The following is a 26498-nucleotide window of genomic DNA, read 5'->3' on the forward strand; positions in this document are numbered from 1 at the left end:
TAGTAATGTATAGATAGAAAGAACTATAACACTAAACCATATGAAGATTCTTTCTGCGATAAACCCTCTTATTAATAGGTGTGAAAATTAATTGCCGACAATTCTAATTTGTTCATATCCGGATTAATATTCTCATCCAGAATTTTATAGCAGACATTAGCTTTATTCGGCACCTTGATAAAGCCAAGTTTTTTTAATAAACCGCGTAACACACTATTTACAGAGCTTGGATAACTAATAAGATCTGCTTTGGTCTGAGTCTTAAAATAACGCAACATTGCACGCATGGATTTCTTGGACAGCTCGGGCGAATTGAACACTAAAATTTGTAGTTCTGTCAGCTCGGCCCGCTTGCCCAGTCTACCTACGGCAAAGGTATCATTCTCATTGTAAACCAGATAATGAGCATTTGGAAAACTGAAAAATCTATAGTTGATGTAATCTGCCGTTACAACAGGCTCATGGCTCGCTTTATACTTGTAATTGAATTGCTTCGGAAATTGATCCTTGATGACTTCCAAATTGCTGGCAAGCGGCACAAAGGGGGTTCGGATCTTTGAAAAGTTTCGAAGCAGATTAAAACTCAATCGTGGACGTAGATAATAAGCGCTAATGGGTAAAGGCTGCCAATTCTTCTTAATGAAACCTCTTAGACTTTGCGAATTAGGAAAGTTCAGCATGATCTTGACCCCTTGTCGCTTCACTTCTTCTTCTGCGAACTTAATAAGCTTTGAAAATAAGCCTCGCCCCTGAAAGGCGGGATCTACAAAGGTTTCAAAAGAGAGTACTCCTTCGTACTTCTCTCCATCGATCTGAAATGGTTGTTTCCCATATGCCACGCAGCCCACCAGCTCGGTCTTAGTGGCAACACAGGCTAGAATGGAGTCTCCATAAGGATTAGCAAAGAATTTCCAATAAAACCAATCGCGAGATCGTTTCTCGTGTTTATGGGCCTTGCTTGCCTTGATCAGAAAGTCATCTACGAAATGATCGTGTTGCTTCGGATCAAAAATAAAATAGTCCAATCTCTCAGGCGTTGCTTGCATTGTAATTATAGCGCTAGTGTTTATTGGGATTACTACGAATTTACGACAAGTCCGTTCAAATCCGAATGAATTTTGTCAACTGCCTTAATCTAAACCAAATGTTTTCTCGCAAATCCGGAGAAATCAATTGATATTGCCTAAAAAGGAAGCCAGCCACCAAAACAATTGTAATTCCACTCAAGACAAAATATCCTTCAATATAAAATAAGAAATAGAGCCCTACTAATAAGGCTGTTACAAGATTGGTAAAGAAATTAAATCGATCTACTCCGCGGATATTAAATAGACGTAAAGAAAATACCGGCAACCACAAGCTCACCACTGCAAATTCTGCGATGAACATAGAGAATAAAATGGCCATAATATCATACTCCGACAAAAGAAAGGTTAATCCGTAAATGACAACTATTCGAATAATCGTGGTCCAAAGAATTACACTTGTCTTGTTGATACTAGTAAAGAACACTACCAAGACCTTACCGTAATTCTTTACTAAGAAAATAAAAGCCAAGAAACAATAGAGCTCTATATTGAACTCCAGTTTGCCACTTGTCCAAACAGCAAACAACCAATCCATAAAGAAAAGCGAACTGACAAATCCGATTATCAATAAGAAGCTCGAGAAGAACCAATAGGCTCTAAAAATATTCTTTATCAATTCTGTTTTGGCCTGACTGAAAAGGTTGATCATTTCTGGCGCTAGTGGAGTTAAGAAGAAATCAGAAAGCTTTAGACCAAAATTCACTATCGTGCGGGTAGCCGTGAATAGCGGCAAGAAGGTGGTTCCAACAAACGCACTAACAAGCAAGACAATACCATCGTTACCCAAGCGATCTAAGAAGTTACTCAAAGCAAAACTAAAAGAGGCTTTCATATCTCGCAAGCCTGTCTTAAAATCCCCGTGTTTCCACCAAGGAAAGAACTCAGGCAGCATTCGTTTTAGGTCATACAACATAAAAAGAGACATGACGGTCTTTACGGCAAACCACAGCAGCGCCAATTCTATGAGAGTCATCTTGCTGTAGGCTGCAATCACCAAAATGCAAAACTCTATTATGGTCTCTATTATGGCGTGTTGAAACATTTTGTAAATCAAGCCAAATGGGTTTAAGACCTTTTGAATTAGATTTCTAAAGGACCCTAAAACAAAGCGATAAGCAAAAAGAATCAACAATACATGTACTACCTCTTGTTGGTCAATATTATCATCTAAGAAAAAGCTCATCAAGTTTAGCTTATAGATAAGCAGTACAGTAAGTGGTTGTAAGGCAGCGACAATAAAATTTGCCTTAACTGCAGAACCTAGAACGTGCTTTGCTTTGAGCGCATCTGTATGAACGATCCGATTGATCTCGTTGCCCACAAAAGTGCTATGTCCTAGTTCAAAAACCTTGATCAGGTTGAATACCACATATAATGCAATCCAAATTCCGTAGACCTCTAAATCCCAAAACTTGAGAAGCGCCGGAATAAGTAGTAAGTTATACGTCATCAGTACCCCGATGTGTATAGCCTTATACAGGAACGACTTCTCTAATTTTTTAGACATTTGCTTACTTAGATTTCACCCAGTAGTCGTATAGATCGCAGGCCTCTTTGTACATTTTCGTCTCTTTGAGTGCGTCCATTTCTTCCACGAATTTCTTCTTTATAGCTTCGCGGTGTGGTGAAGGAGATAAGTGCGTGTCAGATATACTAAAAACAGTTTGAACATTTTCATCCGTATGCTCAAAAGGAATGAAGTTTACGCCATACATATCATTGAGCGACTCCATCACCTTGCCATAGTCTGTAGAGACCTCTTTAAAGCTCGCTAATAGAAACTGGCCTTTATAGGGCTTCAAATTCTTGTAAAAAACAATATAGTCTTCCAGATACCAAGAAATATCTGTACTCTTAACAAACTGCTCGTAACTGGTCAGATCGCTCACCATGGCGGCATAAGAAATAACGCAATCATAGGGGTGACGAATCATAACCATGGTAGGAACTTTGTAACGTATTCCCAGTATGACTTGAGAATAGACATGTAAGTGAGTCGCTATCTTATAGGTATCTGTACCATTGGCAAACTTGAATGCCTTAGTACCAAAACTATTTGCCGATCTTGGATAACCTTCAATAAGAATATCTGAATCCGGAGATATGATCTGGCTGTAATTGGGCTGATCCCTATACCTTCTGAGTTGGATCTGCCGGTAGAGCTCAGGCCATTTCTGTAAAAGGTACTTTAGCTTGTGTTGCAATAGGTAATTTTTGTAATACCTAAGGGGTTTCATAAGTTCAGATTTAGTAATGAAAGAATAACGCTATAAGATCATCCCTGCAGCCACGGTTTCGTGGGTGGCATCGTCTATCAATACAAAGCTTCCGGTAATGCGGTTATCGCGATACTCGTCTATAAGCACGGGTTTTGTCGTTCTAATGGTCACACGGCCTATATCGTTCATCTTGAATTCAAGATCCTCTTCTTCTCTGTTGTAAGTATTGATGTCGATCTTGTACAACACATTCTTTATCATCGCCTTAGGCTCATTAGAAGTATGCATCAAGGTATACTTAGCACGTGGACGAGCTGGATTATTGTGCAACCAACAAAGCATAGCGTCGAATTCTTGTGTAGATTCTGGCTTGTTATTGGTCTTTACGATCATATCTCCGCGACTCACGTCGATATCGTCTTCTAAAGTAATGGTCACAGACATGGGTGCAAAAGCCTCTTCCACTTCTCCATCGAAAGTATCTATACTCTTTATCGTAGAGGTGAATCCCGACGGCATTACAGTTACCTCATCGCCAGGACGTAAAATACCACTGGCCACTCGACCTGCATATCCGCGGTAGTCTATGAATCCTTCACGCTGCGGACGGATAACTGTCTGAACCGGAAAACGCGCATCGATCTTGTTAAGATCGCTCGAAATATGCATATTCTCCAGTACGTGAAGCAAGGGTGCCCCTTTGTACCAATCCATATGTTCGCTGCGATTCACCACATTGTCTCCGTTCAGTGCACTGATCGGAATAAAACGGATATCCTTTACCAACAGCTTAGAAGAGAACTCTTCGAACTGTGCAATGATCTTGGTAAAGACCTCTTCCTGGTAGTCTACCAAGTCCATTTTGTTCACACAAACGATCACGTGAGGGATCTGTAGTAAAGAGGCGATAAACGCGTGTCTTTTTGTTTGTTCTATAACTCCGTGACGCGCATCGATCAAGATCAAAGCAGCATTGGCCGTAGATGCTCCAGTAACCATGTTTCTGGTGTACTGAATGTGTCCAGGGGTATCTGCAATGATGAATTTGCGTTTAGGGGTAGTGAAATAGCGGTAGGCTACGTCAATTGTGATCCCTTGTTCACGCTCATCGCGCAGACCATCGGTAAATAAGGCCAAATCAACACCTTCGTGTCCTTTGCGTTTACTGGTGTGAGAAACGGCTTCGAGCTGATCCTCAAAAATGGCTTTACTATCGTATAAGAGACGTCCAATGAGGGTACTTTTTCCATCATCGACACTTCCGGCTGTTGTAAATCTTAACAGTTGATTGTTGCTGATCTCCATAAATCCTTATTGATTAAAAGTAACCTTGACGTTTGCGATCTTCCATAGCAGTCTCACTGCGTTTATCGTCGGAACGATTTCCGCGTTCAGTCTGCTTCATGGCAGATACCTCCATAGCGATCTTTTCTACCGTATCTGCATCAGACTCAATACCACCGGTAATTGTTATATCACCTAGCGTACGGAAACGGATCTTCTTGGTCTCGACCTTCTCGCCCTCTTCTAGCTTTAAGAATTCAGAAACAGGGATCCATGAATTGCTTCTCCAAACCACTTTACGCTCGTGCGCAAAATACAAGGACGGGATCTTGATGTTCTCGCGTTGAATGTAGTTCCAAACGTCCATTTCTGTCCAGTTACTGATAGGGAAGGCTCTAAAATGCTCCCCTTCAAAATGTCTTCCGTTGAGAATATTCCACAATTCCGGACGCTGGTTCTTTGGGTCCCACTGGCCAAAGTCATCGCGATGTGAAAAGAAACGCTCTTTAGCTCTAGCCTTTTCCTCATCGCGTCGCCCTCCGCCGATAGCACAGTCAACTTTATGAGATTCAATAGCATCTAATAGCGTTGTGATCTGCAAGGCATTACGCGTAGCGTTCTTTCCGCGTTCCTCTACCACTCTACCCTGATCGATAGATTCCTGCACAGAACCGACCAAAAGTTGGGCTCCGATCTCTTTTACCAGATCATCTCTAAACTGAATGGTCTCTGGGAAATTATGACCGGTGTCCACGTGCATCAAAGGAAACGGTACAGGTGCTGGATAAAAGGCCTTTTTAGCCAAATGGGTCACCACTATGGAGTCTTTTCCTCCAGAAAAAAGGATGACCGGATTTTGAAACTGTGCCCATACTTCTCTTAAGATAAAGATGGCCTCAGATTCTAATTCGTCGAGGTAGTTTAAATAGTACTTGCTCATGCTAGTTCTTAAGTTCTAACTTGACACGTATTGCAGTTACAATCTGTGCCGTAGATTCTTCTATATTTGATTGGGTCGTGTCTATTCGGATGTCCGGTTGCTCCGGAGCCTCGTAAGGGGCGTTGATCCCAGTGAAATCCTTGATCAAACCTTGTCTCGCTTTAGCGTAAAGACCTTTAACGTCACGACGTTCACACTCCTCCAAAGGGGTGTCTACAAAAATCTCGACAAAGTTAAAATCTTTAACCACACTTTTCACCATTTCGCGGTCCTTTTTATAAGGAGACACAAAGGCTGCCAAGACCACAGTCCCAGAATCTACAAAAAGGTTGGCGATCTCTGCAATGCGCCTGATGTTCTCACTGCGATCTTCTGGGGCAAAACTGAGATCTTTATTGATACCGCTACGGATGTTATCTCCATCTAAAATATAGGTGTGAACGCCCATGCGGTGTAACTCTTCTTCTACGGCATTAGCAACCGTAGATTTACCAGAACCCGAAAGACCTGTAAACCAAAGCAGCATACCTTTATGCCCTTTAAGTGCTTCGCGCTCTTTTTGGCCGATCCCGAAATTATGTGGAACGATATTCTCTTGCATAATTATTTAATGCGTTTTTGTAGATACTGACGTATTCTTCCCAAAGGCAATTTTAACCAAAGTCTTTCGTGGAAATAATAAAGTACAAATTTAGTAAACAACTCAGTGAGTGCAATATACAAGGCTATAGTGTCGAATTCATTTAAAACAGCACCAGCAATGATAAAAGTAGTAGTCGTGGCTACCACACGCCACGATATGGTCTTCATCAGGGTGCGTTTTTTGGTAATACGCTGCCCAAAGAGGATCTTTTGCCAGATACGCTCGTGAACATAAAAGATACCTAGCTTTAAGAAAAACTCTATAAAGCCGATCTTTAATCCATCTTCCAGACTGCATTCACCAGCTAAACAAGTAACCAACAAAACCACCAAAATTGTGTCGGTTGTGGCTATGATACGCCAAGTAATACCTTTTAAAAGGCTACGGTAATGTGATTCTTGTTTGTAATTGGTCATGACCTATAGTTCCTTGGTGACCAAAAACCATGGGTTAAGAAGATCTTCCTTGTTATAACGCATAGGACTATTGGATGGCAAAGCAACAACATGAACGCCAACAGCTTCGCAAATGGCTTGGCCTGCAGCCGTATCCCATTCCATGGTTGGTGCAAATCTTGGGTAAACATCTGCTTTGCCTTCGGCAACCAGACAAAACTTAAGAGAGCTACCTTTAGAAACTATCTCCTTTTCTTTTAAGGTGGTCAAGTCTTCAATGAAATCCTTGGTCTCTTCATTCAAATGCGATCGAGAACCAACGATTCTCATTAATTTATGATCTGAATCTGGCGAGATCTCCTGGGCTAGTGCTAACAGCTCCTCTACAGAAGTATAGGTTTCAGGAACCATAACCTTTTTGGCCCATTCACCATCAACATCGGCAAAATAAAGAGCTTTGGTGTGCGGTGCATATATCACCCCGAATTTTGGTCTACCTAGATAGACCATAGCAATATTGACAGTAAACTCACCATTGCGCTTTATAAACTCCTTGGTGCCGTCTAAAGGATCAACTATCCAGCAGTTCTGCCAATCTTTCCGATCCGCATAATCGATTTGCTTGTTCTCTTCACTTATAATTGGGATAGCAGTGGGTTCCAAATAACTATTTATAATAGCATTGGCCTTTTGATCTGCCTCGGTAAGTGGAGAATTATCGGCTTTGATTTCAACTTCGAAGGGCCGCTGATAAATTTCATTAATAGCATTTCCAGCTTCTAAGGCCGCCTTTATTGCGGTTATATAATGATCTTGCATCAAGTAGCTTTTAAGATTTTGGGCTGCTGAGGTATCTGGCCTTTATTTCTGGCCAATACAATTTGCTAATTATTACTGCCGAGCTGAAAAGGAACCCAAAGAACAAATAGATAAAAATGATCAAGGCCTTATTTGGGCCAGCTGGTTCCAAGGGAACTGTGACCGGCTTTAACACAGTAAAAATTGGGGTGTCGCGTTTTACCTGTAATTTGGCAGACTCCAATTGGCTTGCTAGCTGAGAATAAACATTATAAGCCAATTCATTCTCGGTGCGCAACACTTCATAGCGATTCTCTGTCACCGATGAAATGTAATTCTTATTTCTATCTCTAAAGCTTCCGAAACGGTCCCGGGTTTCTTTATAAACAGAATCAGCTTCTTGAACACGCTTTTCTAAATAAGCCAATTCGTCTTTCGCCTTAGAAATATTAAGTTCAATGATATACTCCTGAAGTAACTCCTGAACGTTTTTGGTAAGCTGTGCCGCTGGCAAAGCATCTGGCATTATCGCTTGGATCTCGATATAACCTTCTACTTCATTGAACGCCACAGTGACATTCTCCTCTAAATAATCGAAATACTTCTTTTCATCCTTGGAATAACTAAACAGCGATGAATCTGCTTGAATCGATACATTTCCATCCTCTGATTTGAACAAGCCCACTATTTTAGAAGGGAGGCCTAAGGTGTATTCCTTGGCGTAATCTCCAGGACCCTTGAGTCGCGCATTGTTCAGATAGTTCTTAATTGTCTCACTGTCTCCACTCCCTTTATTGACCGAGGTGTTGAGAATTTGTCTTCTAAACGGATTGCTCTTTGCAACCACAGGGTACAGGGTCGGATAGATCTCATTCTTGTTCTCTCCACCGATATCAATACCTACTAGGCGCGCAAAGCCACCCAATTTCTTACCCAATCCCTGAGGTGAACTAACCTGAGGGAGAATGACGGTTTTAGAAATATATTTTTTGGGTGTGAACAATGCCACCACTAAGCCTAAAAGCAGAAAGATGAAAAGTACCTTCAGTATAAAAAAACGCTTAGACCAAAAGGTCTGTATGATTTGATCGTTGTTTATCATATACTCTTCAATTTAACGCAATAAGCGCTCTACCAACAATCCAATTGTAACAAGCCCTGTTGTGATTCCAACTCCTTCTTGAACGCTTAATGAACTTCGCTGAGGGCGGGTTGGAACCAATATCACAGCTCCTGGTCTGATTTTAGGATAAGATCTAAAGAATAAGAAATTCTTAGTAGAGGCTATATCACCGTTGGCATAAATAACATAGGTCTTACCTTTTTTAGCATTATTTGAAAAACCTCCGGATTTGTTAATGTAGTCTAAGACCGTGTAGTTATCGTCAAAGCGCACCATGGATGGGACCAATACCTCCCCTTCTATTTTTATGGTTTCTTTGGTAGAAGGAATTATCAAAACATCACCATCTTCGAGAATAAGGTCGTATTTGGAACCACGTCCACCCTCTTGGAGAATTCGACTTAGGTCAATTCCAACTTTAAATGATTCCTGATTATTTAGATTTGAATCGGTAGCCACGGCTGTTGAGTCGTTCAAATTATTGATCACTGTGTTTTGAATGTCTGCCTTGTAGTAGGGATTCTTGCGAACCAATGAGGCTCCTGCAACATAAGCGTAATCTGAAATTCCGCCAGCGCGGTCTATAAGATCAGAAATACGCTGATTCTTTTCTGTTAACAAATAAGTGCCAGCCAGATTGATCTCTCCATTGATCTCAACTCGCTTTTGGTCATTATAGCCTCTGAGATAACGTACCGATACCCTATCGTTAGGCTCCAGAATAAAATTTGAGTCTCCGCTCAATAATAAATCCCCTTCTGTAGAAACTGAAATACTCTCGGCCAAGGTTTCAAAAGAATCGTCTTTTATCCTTCTAAATACATCTACAATTTTTGGGTTTGCGCTCGGACTAAAACCATCTGCCATCAGAATAAAATCCTCTAACGAAAGGTTTTCAATGAAAGGAATACTGATCGGATTGTTAACCGCTCCCTCTATGGTAAGGATAGACTGCTCTTGAAGATCGTATTTGTTGTAAATATAGATTTCGTCATAAGGTTGTAGCGCAATGTCTTGAGCCCCACTTATAATCTCACGCAAGGAAAACGAACGTGAGCTTTTTTCTATCCCATCTTCGGAACTGATAATAATGGCTCTATCTAAAAAGGCCTGATCGTTCAAACCACTAGCTTTTTCAATGAGGTCAGACAACTGCAGATCTTTGCTATACGGATAAATACCTGGACGATATACAGCACCACTAATGCTCACCGCATTTTCAAATTTGTCAATTACTTCTTTCACCCTAATCAGATCACCGTCCTTAGGTTGCTCAGATGTGAATGTAGCCTTAGTGACCTCAACAACCTTGCGGCGGTCATCCTCTATGCGATTCACTAAAACCATGTCTTTATACGCCGTGCTTTTGAACCCTGAGGTGAATCGAAACAGGTCTGCAAAGGTCTCTCCAGATCTCAGTTCAAAAATACCGCTTCGCTTGACAGGTCCTTGAACAGTGACTTGACTTTCGTAAGGGGCTACCAAGATTATATCTCCATCTCGTAGGTTGAGATTACCTTCTTCAGAACCGTTGAGCAGATAGCCGTACACATCAAAGGTGGCCAGAGGTTTTCCGGAACGGATCAATTGTATGTTTCTAAAAGTTCCTTCTCGAGTTGGACCTCCACTAGCGTATAGGCCATTAAGGACTGTAGATAAGGCACTTAAGGAGTAAGTTCCCGGAACCTTTACCTCGCCAATTATATTCACTTGTACGGTTCGAACTTTTACAATAGCTACGTCTACTCCAACGAAATACGGACTCGAACTGGGAGCTCCGATACCCGCGTAAATCCTGCGTAACGAACTCTTTATCTTTTTCGTAGCATCGGATATGGTGACACCACTGACATAGATAGGGCCAAGATTCGGAATACGGACTGCCCCTTCTCTATCAACCGGTACATAATAGGTGTTCTCTGCTGCCCCCCAAACCCCAATTGCCAATTCGTCTCCAGGGCCTAAAACATAAGTTTCTGGAGTCGCTAAATTCAAATTTGGGCTAAAGGAAATGGTACTGTTCATAAAAAAGGAAAACCCGAACAAAGAGTCTTTTGCCGTCCCAACAGGTGCATTAAAACCGTCTAGATAGGCAGGTGGCTCATCCACGATCGCTAAAGGGTTTACAGGAGAAGTGTTCCCGCTTGAATTTTCACCTACTAGACCACGCAAGCGCTGTTCTAAAAGCCCGATCTGTTGATCTGTCAAGCCTCTGGCCAAAGCCATGGCTTTGATCTGTTCAATAGTATACCCTTGCTTTTGAGCTTGCTGCCAAAACTCCATCAGCTCACTGTCTGACATACTCATCAGTTTGGTCTGATCTGTAATAGGGTTGCTTTGAGCTAAAGTTTGAGGCACACCCGCTCCAAGGGTAAAAAGAAGGGCTAGAACAAGTAATTTGGTGCCGCTGGAAATAATTGGAATTCTAATCATCTTTTATTATCCGAATAATCTCTAAACACAAGGTTTAAAGTATGCGGCAAATATATAAAATATAGCCAAGAACCCTAGTAATAAGCAGAAGTCTTTAGCTACTTAACGACTTTGGACGATTGTGGATTTACCCAGCTTCTTCGTAACTTTACAAAGTGTTGAGAACTTTCAAATTACTACCCCTAGTACTTGTTTTACTACCGAGCTTGTCTTGGTCTCAATTAACTGTTGTTTCTGAACTCCCACGGGAAGTAGAAGAATCCAGTGGATTGGCCTTCATGCAAAGCCAACTTTTTACTCATAATGACAGTGGTAATCGTGATATTCTATATGGATTAGACCCTGATAAGGGACAGCTTACAATTAAGCTATTTCCTGAAGATATTTATAATGAAGATTGGGAAGATCTTGCCATCGGTAGTGATGGAACACTCTACATTGCAGATGTAGGGAACAATGATTTTAGCAGAAAAACGCTCAAAGTATATGGGCTAAAATTAACAGATCAGCAAGTGCAGACCAGCACTGTTACTACCATTAGGTTTCCAGAGGAGTATTGCTCTAAAAAGGGCAAGATCCGCTTTGACATTGAAGCCTTGGTGCATATTGAGGGGAAATTCTATTTATTCACCAAGACCTATAGAAACAAGTTCAAGGACTACACCGAAGTGTTTGAGGTCAATGCAGTGTCAGGCCAGCAGCTAGCGCGCTATTGTGGCAAGATTCCACTTTGTGGGAAAGAAAAGAATTGTAAAATTACCGGAGCAGCCTTTGAACACAGTAGCGGCCAACTCGCCTTGTTGAGTCACAAGAACTTATGGCTCATTGAAGATTTTGACCCTGATCGACTAGATAAGATTAGCTTGCGTCGCTATGAATTCGACGATGAATCTCAAAAAGAGGGTGTCACCTTTAGAGATCAAAACAACCTCTATATCAGCGAAGAACGCAACAAGGGCGAACAACGGCTTTTCTTGCTACAAATCCGCTAGAAAGTCATTTATAGTGAGAAACCAAAACCAAAAGAGAATCGCAGGCCGTCATCGCTATTAAAGAGACCGAATTGTCCGGATATTGCATCGACAGCTGTGAGTAGTAATCCGCCACCAACACTGTCGTGCCAGGTATTCGAGTCTTCGCCATCCAGCCAAACACGCCCAATGTCATAGCCTCCAAAAACCCCGAGTTTTAAGGGTAACAATCCTGTTTTGAATTTTGCGAGTTGCAACCGCAGATCTGTACTTAAGGCCAGAGCACTCTCTCCTGTAAAACGTTGTAATCTATACCCCCTTAGCCCTGTGTTGGCTCCTAAGACCGCGCCTTGATAGAATTCAAAGTTGTCTCCAATATTAAAATGGCCTTGAACCTGAGTCCGTAAAACAAGGGTTCTAGCACCAATTATAGCACTAAAGAATTCCAAGTTCGGCTTTATAAAGGCATAGTTCCTGTCGGATTCTTTCAGATTCGCAGTAGCACCAACATCCAGATTAAAAAACAAGCCTCTTGTCGGATACGCTCTATTATCTGCGCCTACATAATTATATCTCAATAGCAAGGTCCCAAAAGTCTTAGCATCGGTAAGTATGGGATCGTCTGCCGCAAAAAACTGCGTTACAAATCGATCGGCATTGGGCTCAACCTCAATGCGTTCGAACTGCAAATTCGCACCAAAGGAACTGCCCGCATCACCATTCTTCTGCACCCCTAAAGACCCCATCAGAATACCAGTCCTTACTCGATTGAAATCTAGTCCTAGATCATCGTCAAAATTGGCGGTCTCGTTTCCGAAGCCAAAGAAATTCAAGGCAAAATTCTCAGAGGTAACCCGCAAGCCTGCCACCAGATCCCAATTACCGAAGGTATTGGCAAAATTGCCTTGATACTTAAAATCAAAGCCGTCTGTAGCAAAGAAGTAACCCGCACTGAGTACGTGTTTGCGGTGGTAAGGGTCATTCTTAAACCCTTTTACGGTATAGGTGTTGGTAGCGCCTATTTTAATGCCATCATCTGGATTGAACCCAATAGTAGGCACTATCATATTGATCCGGTCGATATACTTGTTAAAATCGTAGACATTATTTGAATAAATGTCCTTGAGACGCAGTTCTGCCCCACCCGTATTTACAATGGTATTCGGTTTGCTAGCATGGTCGTAGATCTTGATTCGTCTTCCGTCTTCCAGATCGTAAACGTCATTGTTCTGACCGCCGATCACTCGAATAAAAACTGGCTTGTTCCCGCCACCACTAGCGATTATGCGATCGTCATCGTCCAAGGCGTAGATCCAAACTTCCTTGGTTTCGGATGTTTTTACGGTTCGGGTCTTGAACGGCGGTTGCACCTTACCATCTTTAATTCTACTCACGGTGATGCGGGTCTCCCCTCTTCCGCGTTCTATATTGATCTGATCGTCCTTATCGGTTGCAGTTATAATGACCAACTTACTCAGGTGAACATAATAGCGCTTGGCCAGCTCGTCCAGGTCCTGTAATCGGGCTTTCAGCTTGGCCATGATCTCATCTGCCGTTTCGTCTTGAATCTCCGGAGGTAATTGAGCAAATGCATTTGCGATTACCTCATCGGTAAGTTGCTGCTGAATATACTGCGCCTGTTCTATCCAGACGTTCATATTGCTGTCTTGGGTCAAGGCTCTGTCTAGCTTGATCCCTGCGGAGTTGAGCCATTTAATGTCTTTTTGTTCGTAATCGAATTCCTGAAACTGTTTGGTCGATGGTATGATCACCTTTAAGAAATCCAATAAGGCCCCGTCGTAATTCGAATAGACCTGATCGCGGTCTCTTGGTATGGGTTTGTAGATCTTTTTGTCACCGGAAATATCGAATCGCGACCAACGCCATTGATCTTGGTGTCTGTCCCAGTCTCCAACGAGCATATCGAAAAGTCGGGCCTTGATGTAACTGGCCTCATCGACCTTGTATTTTTCGTCTGCTCGCAGATTGGCAAGCATATCTGCCGTGCTCTCAATATCATCTGGCGTTCCGAAGGAAGACACATCTAAAAAGCCGTCGTCTGGACGTTCTTCTATGATGTAGAGTTCATCGCCAAATTCTTCGTTGTATTTGCCCAAGGCGGGATGTTTGGGCATATAGACCAGCTGCGGATTGGTATGGAACAAGCCAATGGCATCAGAAAGTGGTCCAACGGTAAAACTGGCAAAGGGATGGCTAGAAGTGTAGAAGTCTAATAATACGTCTTCTGTCAGGGTTTCTTTAAAATCCTTTTCTACATAATGATCCTTAAAAGCAACGGTCTGTAAAAATTGTACCGCACTTTTCTTTACCGCTCTTAAGGCAAAATTACGGCCGTCTTTGTCGATAAGACGCAACGAGCGTGTCTGATGCCCTCCACCTTTGCGTTCTATGGTAAAGCCACCCATAAATTCATCTAAGGTGATCACAGGCACTTTTACATCGGTACCGTAGATATAGCGATAATGGTCTCCCCAAAACCAGCGATACCCGTCGGATTTATCTGTACCTTCTTTATAGGCCTTGGCCAAGGTGGTAGGTTCAAAATCCGAGGAAAGTCCGGAGGTATCATAGGGTTTTTCGGCCGGATGCACATCCGAAGTAAAAGCTAAACTGGCCTCGGAACCATCCATGGTATAAAAACGCACCTTGCTGGATCGGTCATCGTAAAGATCCAAAACTGCAAAGCCTCTTGAACTAGAGACGAACTGGGCTCCCGGCCCTAAAGCCACTGGACTGTTCTTAGAGCCTGCTCCAGAGACGATCTGCTTGATATTATTGAAATCGATATACTGCAAGGTGTGCTCGTGTCCGGATACAATGATCGCTCTATCTGAAGCTATGGCCATGGTAGTCAATCGGTCCATTAGTTCATCGTAGCGTTGATTGTATCTGTCTTGATTGGTCACACCACCCTGAGCTCTGGCAAAAGCGACAAAGGACCCTAAGATTGGTAAGGGTACTTTGCTGCCAGAAGGAAACAAATGCTGACGTGCCGCAAAATAGCCCCCGTGCGGGCCATAGGTCATCGCCGGGTGATGGGTAGCGATAATAACCGTTTTCTCATTGTTCTTTTTAAGCTCTCCTTCTAACTCCAGAAAAAAGGCATTCCTGGATTTTATATCACAGTCGTCATTAATTGTCGGGTGCTTGTCCCAATCTACCAAATACCATTGGGTATCAATAAATATGATCTCCAGATCATCGTTGATGGATTTGGTTCGTATAGGACAACCTTTTTCCGGTTGAAATACCTCGTTATTATCGGTTGCCTTTTCTAAATATTCCTCTTGCCGCTTAAGACCAGGCAAGCCTTTGCTATACCAATCGTGGTTGCCGGGAATAAAGTAGGCACTGCCTTTAAAATTTGCCATGGCTGCTACTTGCGCATCTAAGAAACCCTCTGCCGCCGCTCGACGTTTATCTCCTTTGGGAGGTAATCCCTTGGGATAGATGTTATCTCCTAAGAAAATAGCGATATCATTGGCTGTCCCCTCTTCTTCCAACATCTTTTTAAAGCCCTTAATAGAGTATTTATCGGGCTCTTGACTTGCTAATCCGGCATCGCCAATAAGGTAAATGGAATGTGTTTTTTTAGCAGTGCTAGCGGGCGAGGTATAAGATACATCTGACGCAGTTTTAGTGGAGTAAGTTGCACAGCTCAGCACAACAAATACCAATGCCAAAGAAAGGACGAGTTTAATTTTCGACATAAGAAGTAATGATATTTTAGTAATTTGGCGTAATAATCGAACAGATGAATTCCCTTATCCAAAAAACTCACGAACACGTATCTCAGCTTCTAGAAGAGAAACTCGCTCCCGAGATCGTCTACCACAATCTACTCCATACCAAACGCGTATTTAAAAGTACGAAAGAAATTTTGGAACACAGTTCGGTCAGCGAGAAAGATGCGGAGGCCCTTCAATTAGCTTCTCTCTTGCACGATGTTGGTTATATCAGCCAATGGGATGGTCACGAAGAGATCAGTGCCGAAATGGCACAGGAATTCTTAAAAGGTGAAGGCGCAGACCAAGAGTTAATTGACAAAGTGGTCAAATGTATTTTAGCAACTAAAATGGAGCATGAGCCTCAGGATGAAATGGAAAACATTATTCGTGATGCAGATGCTTCTCACTTTGCGAAAGATTACTATTTACAGGCCTCAGAGTATTTGCGAGAAGAACTCAAAAATTTAGGGATACACGATTATTCGCTCAGAAAATGGACACTGATCAATATCGATCTGTTCAGCAACAAACACCAGTGGTATACCGATTACGCCAAAGAGCAATGGGAGCCTCAAAAGAAGCTAAATCTAAAAATGCTCAAAGAGGAAAGCTCGGCTCAGAAAGAAAAGAAAAAGAAGGCCAAATTGGCCAAACTCAAGGCCAAGCTTAAGGACGAAAGCCCTGAAAAGGCTATTCAGTCCATGTATCGCGTAACCCTGAGAAATCATATTAAACTCAGCGACATTGCCGATACCAAGGCAAACATCTTACTTTCAGTAAACGCTATTATCATTTCTTTGGCACTGTCTAATTTGATCCCCAAATTGGATAACCCGTCTAATGCCTATCTGATAGTGCCAACGGTAGTTTTTGTCATTTTCAGTGTGGCGGCTATGATCTTATCGGTCTTGGCTACCAGGCCTAATGTGACACGAGGTAAATTCACCAGAGAAGACGTGGAACAAAAACGCGTCAATCTGTTGTTTTTTGGGAATTTCCACAAAATGGAATACCAAGAATTCGATTGGGCGATTAATCAAATGCTCAATGACAAGGATTATATCTATTCGGCCATGACCAAAGACCTTTATTTCTTAGGAATTGTTCTGGATAGAAAATACAAGATCCTACGTCTCACCTATACCGTATTCATTGTTGGGATCATAATTTCAGTGATAGCCTTTGCCATTGCATTTCAATGGTCTGCAGGCATACGCGAAGCAATGGGTGCCTAATTTCCGATCTCTTTCATAAGATCTTGATAGGTGTAGAACTGCTTGTCGTTCTTTTTGGTCTTATAGAGTACATCTACCCGAATGGCCTTAAGCCCTGTAACCCCTTGAAGATCTTCTAGCTGCACTATCTCTACCTGATCGCTCAATACATTCTTAGATTGCAAGAATTGGATATAGCGCAAGTATTCGCGTTCGTCGCTCTTTTGGGAGTATACTATAGTGATCTTTCCCTTTTCAGTTACGCGCTGATCGGTGCCTTTTATGTAGGCCTTGTCTACACGCTTCTTGACCACTTCGTATCGGGCATTGTAGGTTCCATCTACGTCAAAGCGTTTTTCGTCCATTCTAAACCGAACCGAAAGCGCCGCATTGAACACCAAGATCATAGAGGTTACGTCTAGATCCAATGGCAATTTGGGCTTCATGTTGTAATAGGCGTTCTCCATCTCACACATTACCTGGAGTTGCCACAAGCGCAAATTGTACAGATAGACCTTATTGAAACTATCTCTTTTGGTGATCGATTCCCCGATATACATATTGTGCTCTACCCCATCGGTCTTAAAGCGTTCAAAGTAGTGTGGGTACATCGCCTGAGCCTTTTGCTGCTTCTTGTCAAGCAGTTCCGACATCTTTTTGTTGATCAAGGTGATGGAATCATCGTAGTCTTTACGGTGCTTGTAGATCAATTTTAAGTTCGGATCCAATTGCTCGCGATAATTGGCAATGGCCTTGCTCAAACTCGGCGATAGCTTATCAAAATGTTCGAACAGCGGTTTGATATCATCTTGAATAAAAGCACGGATACGTTGTTCGCTATCTACTTTTAGATCTTTATGGATGAGCTCCAAATAGGTGTCGATACGATGAATGAATTGCTCGTAAACTGGCAAGGGTTCTGCCTCAAAGCCCAGCTTGATAACATCTTTAATGGCGGCTAATTGCAAAATCAGATCTGCTTGTATAGCGTGATTTCTAGCGGTCGATGAACCTTTGATATCGATCTGTCCAAAGAGCGGATAAACGTTCTCAAAAACGATCTGTCTAAAGCCAACTTCTTCTCCTGCGTAGCGTTTTGCCAAAACGCGCTCGGATTCCTGAACGAATTTCCAGTGCACACTCGGATGTATGGAGGTACATTCGTGTTGGATCAAAAGTTCAATCTCGTTCTCTTCTCTTCTCTTGGAACTGCGAACGGAATCTATGACATAAGGCATAATGTCGTTAAGCTTATTGGCATTTACCGTATTGAGTTCTTGCGGATTCGGCGAAACCAGCTCCAATACCCCGAGCACCTTACCTTCGTCACGAACAGCCGCCAGTATGGCACTGCCAGCGTGTTGTTGTTTCAACTTCTTGTAAAGCGGATTCTTAGGATATAATTTGTGGAATTTATCCACGTCAGACACGCAATAATATTCGTTGGTCACAAAAAGTGATTCGTACGAATGCGGACATAAGGCCTTGTCGCAAGATGCGCTCATTTCTCCATTGAGCAAGAAACTATTGATGTTCTTACTCTGCGGAATCGGTTCGAACTGATGCTCTTCTTCATTGTAGACGGCAAAGCCCATTTTGATCTCTGGCAAATTGAATATCGCCTGAAGGATCTTCTCAAACTCCTCGATGTCTTCGTCTGCTTTCTCGTCGTTTTGTCGCAGCAGTGTTGCTTTAAGGTCAGACAAGGCTACATCAACGGTAGCATCGTACATATTACCAATTACAAAACCATTGAATTCCCAGCTCTGGGGCGGGAATTTAGACTTCCACAAGTCAATATCGTCGAAATTGTCTATCAATTCTGCAATATCGTCCTCTGTTAGGTCCACGGCCCGGTCGGTTGGTTTCATCTCTATGAAATCCCCATTGTAGAGCACGCGGTAATTTCTGGTGATCTTATTGGCGTCTGGAATCGCGAAGTGAAACGGACGTCTAGAGTCCATACGCTTGCCGTAATGAGCTCCCAAGATTACACTACAGGCCATCACATAGAACTCATCTGCAGTAAAATTGGTAAAACTCAGATCGTAATTGCCTTCTGCGTTCTTAAGGATATTCTCAAAACGCTTGGTAGACTTAAATATGTAATTTCTAAAGGGGATGGTCGCAACTTTGATCTCGTTTTGCTGTAATACAGGCGCAAAGAGATCACTCAATATAAAGTCGATCTGCGGCTTTAAACGCTCCACTTCTTCTGGAGTCTCTAGACCACTGACCAGTTCTGGATGCTTTTTAGAAAGCTCCAATACCGCCTTTGCGCGTTCTTGCACCAAGGGGTCCTCGCTGTTAATGTGCTCTTTGTATTGTTCAAAGAGTTTCCCAAAACCGATCTTAATGTTTAAGGGAAAGTTGTCGTCGCTCAGTTGCATGCCTAGAAATCAATTACTTAGATAGCCTAATACCCTAATAAAGAACAAAGATACAATATTATAATCTTAACAAAATTTGTTGCTGCTAATCGTTATTTTTGCGCTTTATATTGATTTAGACGTATGAGGATATTAATCGTTACGGCGATCGCCACAATTTTAACAGCCTGTCAAGGAGATTCAGATAAACTTACTTTAAGCGGAACTGCCTTAGGCTTTGAAGACGGAACCAAATTCTACTGGCAGAAGATCAACGAGAACAACCAGCCCGTAGTTTTGGACACTCTTGTTGTTCAAGGCGGTAAAGTGAACATGGACCTGGAAAATGTGAGTGGAGCTGAATTGCGACTTCTCAGTGAACCTGTGAGCCGTAAGAATATGATAGTCTTTAACGAAAATCAATCCATAAAGGTGACCATGTACAAAGACAGCATGCAAGCCTCACGAGCAACCGGAGGGCGTAGCAATGCCCTTTACGGAGAATACAACAATACTCTTTTGCAGTACGCCAAACTCAAAAAAGAAAAAGGAGAAGCCTACAAACAAGCTCGTTTGGAGCAAGACGGGGTGATGATCAACATCTTGCAAGAAGAGAACAAGGAGTTACTCTCGGCAGAACGTGCCTTTAAAAAACAATTCGTTCAAGATAATCCGAACTCGCTCTTTACTATGATCATTCTTTCTGAGCTGATCAATAAAAAGGACATTACCGCAGACGAAGCTAGAGAGATCGTAGAGCAAACAGATCCGGAGGTACTCAACACCCTTATCGGCAAGACCGTAAAAGAATCGCTAGACGCCATGAAAAATGTGGAGATCGGCGGAGTGGCTCCGACCTTTGAAGCACCTAACCCTGCAGGAGAAGTGATCTCTTTAGAAAGCGTGAAAGGCAAAGTAACCCTAATTGATTTTTGGGCGTCTTGGTGCAAACCTTGTCGTATTGAGAACCCAAACCTAGTAAAGGCTTATGATGCTTATCACGATAAAGGTTTTAATATCATTGGTGTTTCTTTGGATCAACCCAATGGCAAGGCACGATGGATAAAAGCCATCGCAGACGACGGCCTGCCTTGGCCGCAGATCTCTAACCTGCAGTTCTGGCAAGATCCTATTGCGCGTATGTACAACGTACACGCAATTCCTGCTTCCTTTTTACTCGATGAGAATGGGGTGATCATTGCCAAGAACCTCCGCGGTCCGCAGCTAGAAGCTAAATTGGCCCAACTTTTCGACAACTAGTCGTTCCCTAGTAGTATAAAGCTCACTTGAACATTCACACGGATCTCAAGCTCTCCGGGTGCAATGGTAGCCTCGCTTTCGGCGGCATCAGCTACTGCGAAAGAGCGCAAATTCACTCCTGGTGACACACTAGCGGTCTGTTCACTAATGCGAACAGCACTGCCTATCTGTTGCCCTAAAGCTGCTGCGTATTCGCCAGCTTTTTGTTTGGCGTTCAATACTGCCTTTTTACGAGCCTCCACCTCGAGTCGCTCTCTTTCCGAACTACCAAAGTTGATATTATCTATGCGATTCACTCCGGAGCTAATAAGCCCGTTCATCACCGATTCGTACTTGCTCAGATCCTTGAGTAATACATTGATCGACTGATTGGCCACATAGTTGTAGGTCTTGGAATTGTAATTGTAGTTTTTATTGAGTCTGATGTATTCGGTCTGTACATCGGAATCCGGCACACCGGCATCTTTTAAAAAGCGCAGCACAGCAGCCACAACCTGATCGTTCTCGCGTTTCACAGTAGCTGCATCATTGCCTGTGTTCTCCACACGAAGGCCAATAAGCACTTGGTCTGGAGTAATTTTTACAGTGCCCGTGCCGCTTACGTCCACACGAGATGGAAAGGCCTCCGTTTGGGCCTGCATGTTCGTACTCATAATCAAAATACAGATAAATAGATAAAATGTTTTCATATTCGTTTTTGTTTGATAAGCACAAATAGTGCCACAATCGGAACCGCCATCAACAACACCAATTCGGTGCGTGCCTCCAACAAATAAGGTTCAAAGAGCAAGGTGAGTCCATAACCGGCCACCGCGCCTCCAAAGTGCGCATCATGACCAATATTCCCCAATTGATTCCGCATCCCATATATGGAATACACTAAATACAATATACCGAACAACCAGGCTTTAATAGGGATAGCGAAGAACAGGTAAAGATTCTGATCCGGATAGAGCAAAACAAAGGCAAACACCACACCAGACACGGCACCACTGGCACCAATCGCACTGTAGTGGTATTCGTCCTTATGAAAGGCAAAAGACAAAAAGTTCCCCACCAGTAAACTCGCAAAATAGATCACCAGAAAGGGCAGTAAACCCAGTCGAGCTATGATGGCTCCTGCAAAAAAGTAGAGGGTCAGCATATTGACCAGTAAGTGGGTCCAATCTGCATGTAAAAAACCGGAAGACAAATACCTGATGTACTCACCACGGCGAATCGCTCCTACATTGAACTTGTATTTCTCAAAGAATGAAAAGTCCTGAAACCCTTTGGAAGAAAAGAGAATGTTGGCTCCTATCAACAATAGGGTAATCGGTGCGATGTCTAACATAATTGCAGTTTAAGGGCCAAATTAATGAATTAATTTTAGTTAGTTTTGCCTAAAATTTCTCCATGCGCAAAGCGGTGTATATTCTGGTTAAATCTTTGGTTTGGATCATTTCCAAACTGCCGTTTTGGGCCCTTTACGCTTTGGCAGATTTACTTTTCCTGCTGACCTTTTACATCTTCGGATATCGAAAAAAAGTGGTCTATGACAATCTAAAGCTCGCTTTTCCCAACTGGGACGAAAAACAACTCAAAAAGACCCGCAAGGCCTTTTACCGGCACTTTTGTGATTTTGTACTGGAGACCATAAAGAGTTATACCATCAGCCAGAAAGAAGCGGAGAAACGCTTTGTGTATACAAACCTTGAGGTCTTAAAACCGGTCTTTAACAGCAACCGATCTATTTTACTTTGGTGTGGGCATTACGCTTCTTGGGAATGGGCCGGGATTATGCAAAAACACATACCGGTTCAGGGTTATGCTGTCTATAAGAAGTTAGAAGATCCTTCTTTTGATGCCATGGTTCGTAAAATCCGTGGACGCTTTGGCGGAATCATTGTAAACAATAAACAGATCGTTTCTACGCTGTTTCGCAATAAAAAAGAAGGAGTTCCTTCTATAACTTTAATGCTGAGCGATCAAACCCCAAGACCTACGGTTGCCAAACACTGGGAACCCTTTATGGGCGTTGAAGTACCTGTGTTCACCGGCGGAGAAGAACTCGGCCGCAGGCTAGACCTCGTGCACCTCTATTTGCATGTTGAAAAAGTAAAACGCGGACACTATGAGGCGAGATTGGTGCCGCTACACCCTAAGGCTGACAATCCTTATCCAGTAACTCGAAGTTTCTTAGACGCCTTAGAAGGGCAGATCCAAGAGGCGCCAGAATACTATCTGTGGTCACACAAACGCTGGAAGTACAGAAAACAGGATTAAAGCCCGGCCAGCTCGCTCAATTCGCCGATAAATCGATCTGCTAAAGAATCTGCAGCCTCTGCCGTAGGAGCTTCCGTATAGATTCTAATAATGGGTTCGGTGTTGGATTTACGCAAGTGAACCCAAAAATCCGCAAAGTCGATCTTTACACCATCTATGGTCGATGGATTCTCTGAAGCGTATTTACTGCGGATTCCAGCCAAGATACCATCCACGTCCAATTCTGGAGTCAATTGTATCTTTTTCTTACTCATAAAGTAATTCGGATAGCTGGCGCGCAGCTCGCTCACCGTTTTGGTCTGATTGGCCAAATGACTTAGGAATAACGCAATTCCAACCAAGGAATCTCGTCCGTAGTGAAGCTCAGGATAAATGATTCCGCCATTACCTTCACCTCCGATAACAGCGTTCTTGTCTTTCATCATAGTCACCACATTAACCTCGCCCACAGCACTGGCAAAATATTGCCCGCCGTGCTTTTCGGTGATGTCTCGAAGGGCTCTAGATGAAGAAAGGTTAGAAACTGTATTTCCGGGCACTTTACTCAAAATATAATCGGCCACTGCAACCAAGGTATATTCTTCTCCGAACATACTTCCGTCCTCAGAAATAAAAGCCAAACGATCAACATCTGGATCTACTACGATTCCAAAATCAGCTCCTTCTTTAACAACAGCTTCCATAATAGCTCCCAAATGTTCTTTGAGCGGTTCCGGATTGTGCGGAAAATGCCCCGTAGGCTCGCAGAAAAGCTTTACCGTCTGCACGCCTAAGCGATCTAAAAGAAGCGGAACAGCTACTCCTCCACTAGAGTTCACACCATCGACAACCACTTTAAAACCAGCTTTCCTTATCGAATCCGCATCTACTAAGTCTAGATCCATGATCTCATCTATATGTAGATCCATATAGGCTTGATTCTTGGTGATCTTGCCTAAATCGTCAACCTCGGCAAAATCAAAATCCTGATTCCCCGCGATATCTAGAATTTGCTGTCCGGCAGCAGCATCCAAAAACTCACCTTTGGCATTGAGTAGTTTTAAGGCATTCCATTGCTTCGGATTGTGACTGGCCGTTAAAATAATACCACCATCGGCATGTTCCATAGGAACTGCCATTTCTACCGTAGGCGTGGTAGACAGTTCCAGATCCACAACATCGATTCCCATTCCTATCAAAGTTTGCATGACCAACTGCTGGATCATAGGTCCAGAAATACGCGCATCGCGCCCTACGACCACTTTGTAATTGGTCTTTTCGCGTTGTTGCTTTATCCAACTGCCATAAGCTGCCGCATAAGTTACAGCGTCTATAGGGGTTAGATTGTCGCCGGCGCCTCCGCCTATGGTTCCTCGAATTCCGGAAATGGATTTGATAAGTGTCATCTGGTAATAAATTTTGGCAAAGATAAGATTTCTCGGGGGCCTTAGTATTTAGTTTTCGTAAATTCGAAACATGAATTATTTGGCCCATATTTACTTGTCAAGTGGAGATCCTGAGGTAACTGTGGGCAACTTTATTGCCGATGCTGTAAAAGGCAAGAAATATCTGGAATTCCCAGAGGGTATACAGAAGGGCATCATGCTGCACCGGGCCATAGACACCTATACCGACAGTCATCCTATTGTCAAGCAAAGCAGCAAACGCCTCCACAAGAAATATGGACACTATAGCGGAGTAATTGTAGACATCTTATACGATCATTTCTTGGCTGCTAATTGGAAAGATTATTCAGATATCCCCTTGGATATCTACGTGGAGGATTTTTACCAGCTGCTCAATAGCTATTACAGCATACTGCCTAAAAGGATACAGAACCTAATGCCTTTTATGATAGCAGACAATTGGCTACTCAGCTATGCCACTGTAGAAGGAATTGGCAAGATATTGTATCAGATGAACAAGCGAACAAAGAACCGCTCCAAGATGAATTTCGCTATCATAGAGCTCGAAGCGCATTACGATGAGTTTCGAGAAGAATTCACCGATTTCTTTGCCGAACTCACCGCTTTTAGCAAAAACAAACTAAAATCTTTATGACCAAGACAATCGCCACCCTGCTGAGCCTGATGCTCCTTGTAAGCTGTAAGAACAGTCCAGAACTTGCAGTAGTAGAATCCCAAGAGTCAGTTCAAGGCCTGATCACCGAAAAGGCCATGGTAGTTTCTGCCAGAGAAGAGGCTTCTCGAATAGGAACCGAGATCCTTAAGATGGGTGGAAATGCTTTCGATGCGATGATCGCTACAGAAATGGCGCTGGCCGTTACCTATCCTTTTGCCGGAAACCTAGGTGGCGGTGGATTTATGGTATACCGAACTCAGTACGGAGAACTCGGAGCCTTGGACTACCGAGAAAAAGCGCCAATGGCAGCTTATAAGGATATGTATTTGGATGAGAACGGCGAGGTGATCTCTGACAAAAGTAAAGTTGGCGGCTTAGCTGTAGGAGTGCCTGGCACGGTTGCCGGAATATTTGCAGTGCACGAAAAACTGGGATCCCTGCCAATGGAGACCCTATTAGAGCCTGTGATCCAGTTGGCAGAGCGCGGTTATGTGGTCACCGAAAAGCAACAAGCGCGTTTTGACAATTACGCTGCGATCTTTGATTCTATCAATAGACAAAAAACACTGTATAGTCAAGGTTTCAAAGCAGGTGATACCGTAAAGAACCCCGCTTTGGCAAACAGTTTAAAAGCACTACAAACGGAAGGCCGATCTGCATTCTACGGCGGAAGTTTGGGCAAGGAACTGGTCAATTATTTAAGCCAGCACGACGGTATTATCACCTTAGAAGACCTAAAGGCCTACGAAGCCCAATGGCGAGAACCGGTGATATTCAATTACAAAGACCTACGCGTGATCTCTATGGCACCACCCTCTTCTGGAGGAATTTGCTTGGCGCAGATCATGAAAATGATAGAACCCTACGACATAAAAAGCTATGGACACAACAGTTTAAAGGCAATTCAGCTTATCACAGAGGCAGAAAGACGCGCCTATGCAGACCGCAGCTATTATTTGGGGGATCCGGATTTTGTTGATATCCCGACAGAAATCTTGACCAGTGAGGCTTATTTAAGCGGGCGCATGAGCGATTTTAGCTTTGATGCTGCAACACCTTCGTCAGCCATTAATTATGGCGAAGTGGAAGTTGTAGAAAGTATGGAGACCACCCACTACTCTATTGTGGATGCCTTTGGCAATGCCATAGCAGTGACCACTACGCTCAACGGGGCCTATGGTTCTAAACTCTATGTACCGGAACTGGGATTCTTTCTCAACAACGAAATGGATGACTTTAGCGCCAAGCCAGGCGTGCCTAATATGTTTGGTTTAATTGGGGCCGAGGCCAATTCGATCGCTCCGCAAAAACGCATGCTAAGCTCTATGACGCCAACTCTTATTGAAAAGAACGGGAAATTCTGGATGACCGTTGGAACTCCAGGAGGTTCTACCATTATTACTTCTGTACTACAAACTGTACTCAACGTATACGAATTCGATATGAGTATGCAAGAAGCAGTAAATGCCCCGCGTTTTCATCACCAATGGTTGCCAGACGTGATCTTGTTTGAGCCTGAGGGCTTTGAGCAAGCTATTTTAGACAGCCTTAAGACCAAAGGCTATTTGCCCAATACGAACAACAGCCCTATCATTGGCAAAGTAGACGGGATCATGGTACTTCCAGATGGTCGTTTAGAGGGTGGTGCGGACCGCCGTGGAGACGATACGGCTGTAGGATATTAGA

21 protein-coding genes are annotated in these 26498 nt (G+C 43.0%); 6 read left to right on the forward strand and 15 right to left on the reverse strand.

The genetic code is table 11. The annotated features are described in order from the left end of the window. Positions 1-71: 71 nt before the first annotated feature. Genes BTO09_RS00310 through BTO09_RS00355 form a run of 10 tightly spaced genes read right to left on the reverse strand, consistent with a single transcriptional unit; the run spans position 72 to position 10923 of the window. Positions 72-1046: a GNAT family N-acetyltransferase gene (locus BTO09_RS00310; RefSeq protein WP_087522750.1), complete on the reverse strand. Its 975-nt coding sequence runs from the start codon at positions 1044-1046 to the stop codon at positions 72-74. A gap of 55 nt (positions 1047-1101) precedes the next feature. Next, a complete protein-coding gene (locus BTO09_RS00315) occupies positions 1102-2595 on the reverse strand; it encodes a hypothetical protein (RefSeq protein WP_087522751.1) in 1494 nt (497 codons plus the stop codon). Between the two features lie 4 nt (positions 2596-2599). Next, positions 2600-3325 carry a hypothetical protein gene (locus tag BTO09_RS00320; RefSeq protein WP_087522752.1) on the reverse strand — a complete coding sequence of 242 codons (726 nt, stop codon included), beginning with the start codon at positions 3323-3325 and terminating at the stop codon, positions 2600-2602. A 30-nt stretch (positions 3326-3355) separates the two neighbouring features. Next, entirely contained in the window at positions 3356-4612 is a 1257-nt protein-coding gene (gene cysN, locus BTO09_RS00325) for a sulfate adenylyltransferase subunit CysN (protein WP_087522753.1), read from the reverse strand. A 13-nt stretch (positions 4613-4625) separates the two neighbouring features. Continuing rightward, positions 4626-5531 carry a sulfate adenylyltransferase subunit CysD gene (cysD, locus tag BTO09_RS00330; protein WP_087522754.1) on the reverse strand — a complete coding sequence of 302 codons (906 nt, stop codon included), beginning with the start codon at positions 5529-5531 and terminating at the stop codon, positions 4626-4628. A gap of 1 nt (position 5532) precedes the next feature. Then, positions 5533-6132: an adenylyl-sulfate kinase gene (cysC, locus tag BTO09_RS00335; RefSeq protein WP_087522755.1), complete on the reverse strand. Its 600-nt coding sequence runs from the start codon at positions 6130-6132 to the stop codon at positions 5533-5535. 2 nt (positions 6133-6134) lie between these two features. Beyond that, the gene (locus BTO09_RS00340; RefSeq protein WP_087522756.1) at positions 6135-6590 is read right to left on the reverse strand and encodes a DUF2061 domain-containing protein; all 456 of its coding nucleotides are present in this window, start codon (positions 6588-6590) and stop codon (positions 6135-6137) included. A 3-nt stretch (positions 6591-6593) separates the two neighbouring features. After that, entirely contained in the window at positions 6594-7388 is a 795-nt protein-coding gene (gene cysQ / locus BTO09_RS00345) for a 3'(2'),5'-bisphosphate nucleotidase CysQ (RefSeq protein WP_087522757.1), read from the reverse strand. A 10-nt stretch (positions 7389-7398) separates the two neighbouring features. Beyond that, positions 7399-8469, reverse strand: a complete 1071-nt coding sequence (locus BTO09_RS00350) for a Wzz/FepE/Etk N-terminal domain-containing protein (protein ID WP_087522758.1) — start codon at positions 8467-8469, stop codon at positions 7399-7401. Positions 8470-8481: 12 nt separating this feature from the next. Beyond that, positions 8482-10923 (reverse strand): SLBB domain-containing protein, encoded by a 2442-nt coding sequence (locus tag BTO09_RS00355; protein WP_087522759.1) that lies wholly within the window; start codon positions 10921-10923, stop codon positions 8482-8484. Between the two features lie 158 nt (positions 10924-11081). Here BTO09_RS00355 and BTO09_RS00360 point away from each other — a divergent pair, with 158 nt between their 5' ends. Then, positions 11082-11915 (forward strand): hypothetical protein, encoded by an 834-nt coding sequence (locus BTO09_RS00360; protein WP_157663384.1) that lies wholly within the window; start codon positions 11082-11084, stop codon positions 11913-11915. 8 nt (positions 11916-11923) lie between these two features. On the opposite strand, the gene BTO09_RS00365 is transcribed toward BTO09_RS00360, so the two are convergent. Beyond that, entirely contained in the window at positions 11924-15625 is a 3702-nt protein-coding gene (locus BTO09_RS00365) for a metallophosphoesterase (protein WP_087522761.1), read from the reverse strand. A gap of 44 nt (positions 15626-15669) precedes the next feature. On the opposite strand from BTO09_RS00365, the gene BTO09_RS00370 reads away from it, so the two are divergent. Continuing rightward, positions 15670-16878: a Pycsar system effector family protein gene (locus tag BTO09_RS00370; RefSeq protein WP_087522762.1), complete on the forward strand. Its 1209-nt coding sequence runs from the start codon at positions 15670-15672 to the stop codon at positions 16876-16878. Here the strand turns inward: BTO09_RS00370 and BTO09_RS00375 are convergent. After that, positions 16875-19247 (reverse strand): GAF domain-containing protein, encoded by a 2373-nt coding sequence (locus BTO09_RS00375; protein WP_087522763.1) that lies wholly within the window; start codon positions 19245-19247, stop codon positions 16875-16877. The two genes, BTO09_RS00370 and BTO09_RS00375, sit on opposite strands and share 4 nt — an antisense overlap. Positions 19248-19370: 123 nt before the next feature. Here BTO09_RS00375 and BTO09_RS00380 point away from each other — a divergent pair, with 123 nt between their 5' ends. Further along, a complete protein-coding gene (locus BTO09_RS00380; RefSeq protein ID WP_087522764.1) occupies positions 19371-20486 on the forward strand; it encodes a TlpA disulfide reductase family protein in 1116 nt (371 codons plus the stop codon). Here BTO09_RS00380 and BTO09_RS00385 read toward each other — a convergent pair. Further along, the gene (locus BTO09_RS00385; RefSeq protein WP_232454978.1) at positions 20483-21139 is read right to left on the reverse strand and encodes an SIMPL domain-containing protein; all 657 of its coding nucleotides are present in this window, start codon (positions 21137-21139) and stop codon (positions 20483-20485) included. The two genes, BTO09_RS00380 and BTO09_RS00385, sit on opposite strands and share 4 nt — an antisense overlap. 32 nt (positions 21140-21171) lie before the next feature. Further along, positions 21172-21819, reverse strand: a complete 648-nt coding sequence (locus BTO09_RS00390) for a rhomboid family intramembrane serine protease (protein WP_087522766.1) — start codon at positions 21817-21819, stop codon at positions 21172-21174. Between the two features lie 62 nt (positions 21820-21881). Here BTO09_RS00390 and BTO09_RS00395 point away from each other — a divergent pair, with 62 nt between their 5' ends. After that, positions 21882-22751, forward strand: a complete 870-nt coding sequence (locus tag BTO09_RS00395) for a lysophospholipid acyltransferase family protein (protein WP_087522767.1) — start codon at positions 21882-21884, stop codon at positions 22749-22751. Here the strand turns inward: BTO09_RS00395 and glmM are convergent. Continuing rightward, on the reverse strand, positions 22748-24136 hold the full coding sequence (glmM, locus tag BTO09_RS00400; protein WP_087522768.1) for a phosphoglucosamine mutase: 1389 nt from the start codon (positions 24134-24136) through the stop codon (positions 22748-22750). The two genes, BTO09_RS00395 and glmM, sit on opposite strands and share 4 nt — an antisense overlap. Before the next feature lie 70 nt (positions 24137-24206). Here glmM and BTO09_RS00405 point away from each other — a divergent pair, with 70 nt between their 5' ends. Together BTO09_RS00405 and ggt are read left to right on the forward strand one after the other, a co-directional pair. Beyond that, entirely contained in the window at positions 24207-24791 is a 585-nt protein-coding gene (locus BTO09_RS00405) for an ACP phosphodiesterase (protein ID WP_087522769.1), read from the forward strand. Next, positions 24788-26497: a gamma-glutamyltransferase gene (gene ggt, locus BTO09_RS00410; RefSeq protein ID WP_087522770.1), complete on the forward strand. Its 1710-nt coding sequence runs from the start codon at positions 24788-24790 to the stop codon at positions 26495-26497. Before BTO09_RS00405 ends, ggt begins: the two co-directional genes overlap by 4 nt. Position 26498: the final 1 nt, after the last annotated feature.

This window comes from Gilvibacter sp. SZ-19 (genome assembly GCF_002163875.1).
Classification (GTDB): domain Bacteria; phylum Bacteroidota; class Bacteroidia; order Flavobacteriales; family Flavobacteriaceae; genus Gilvibacter.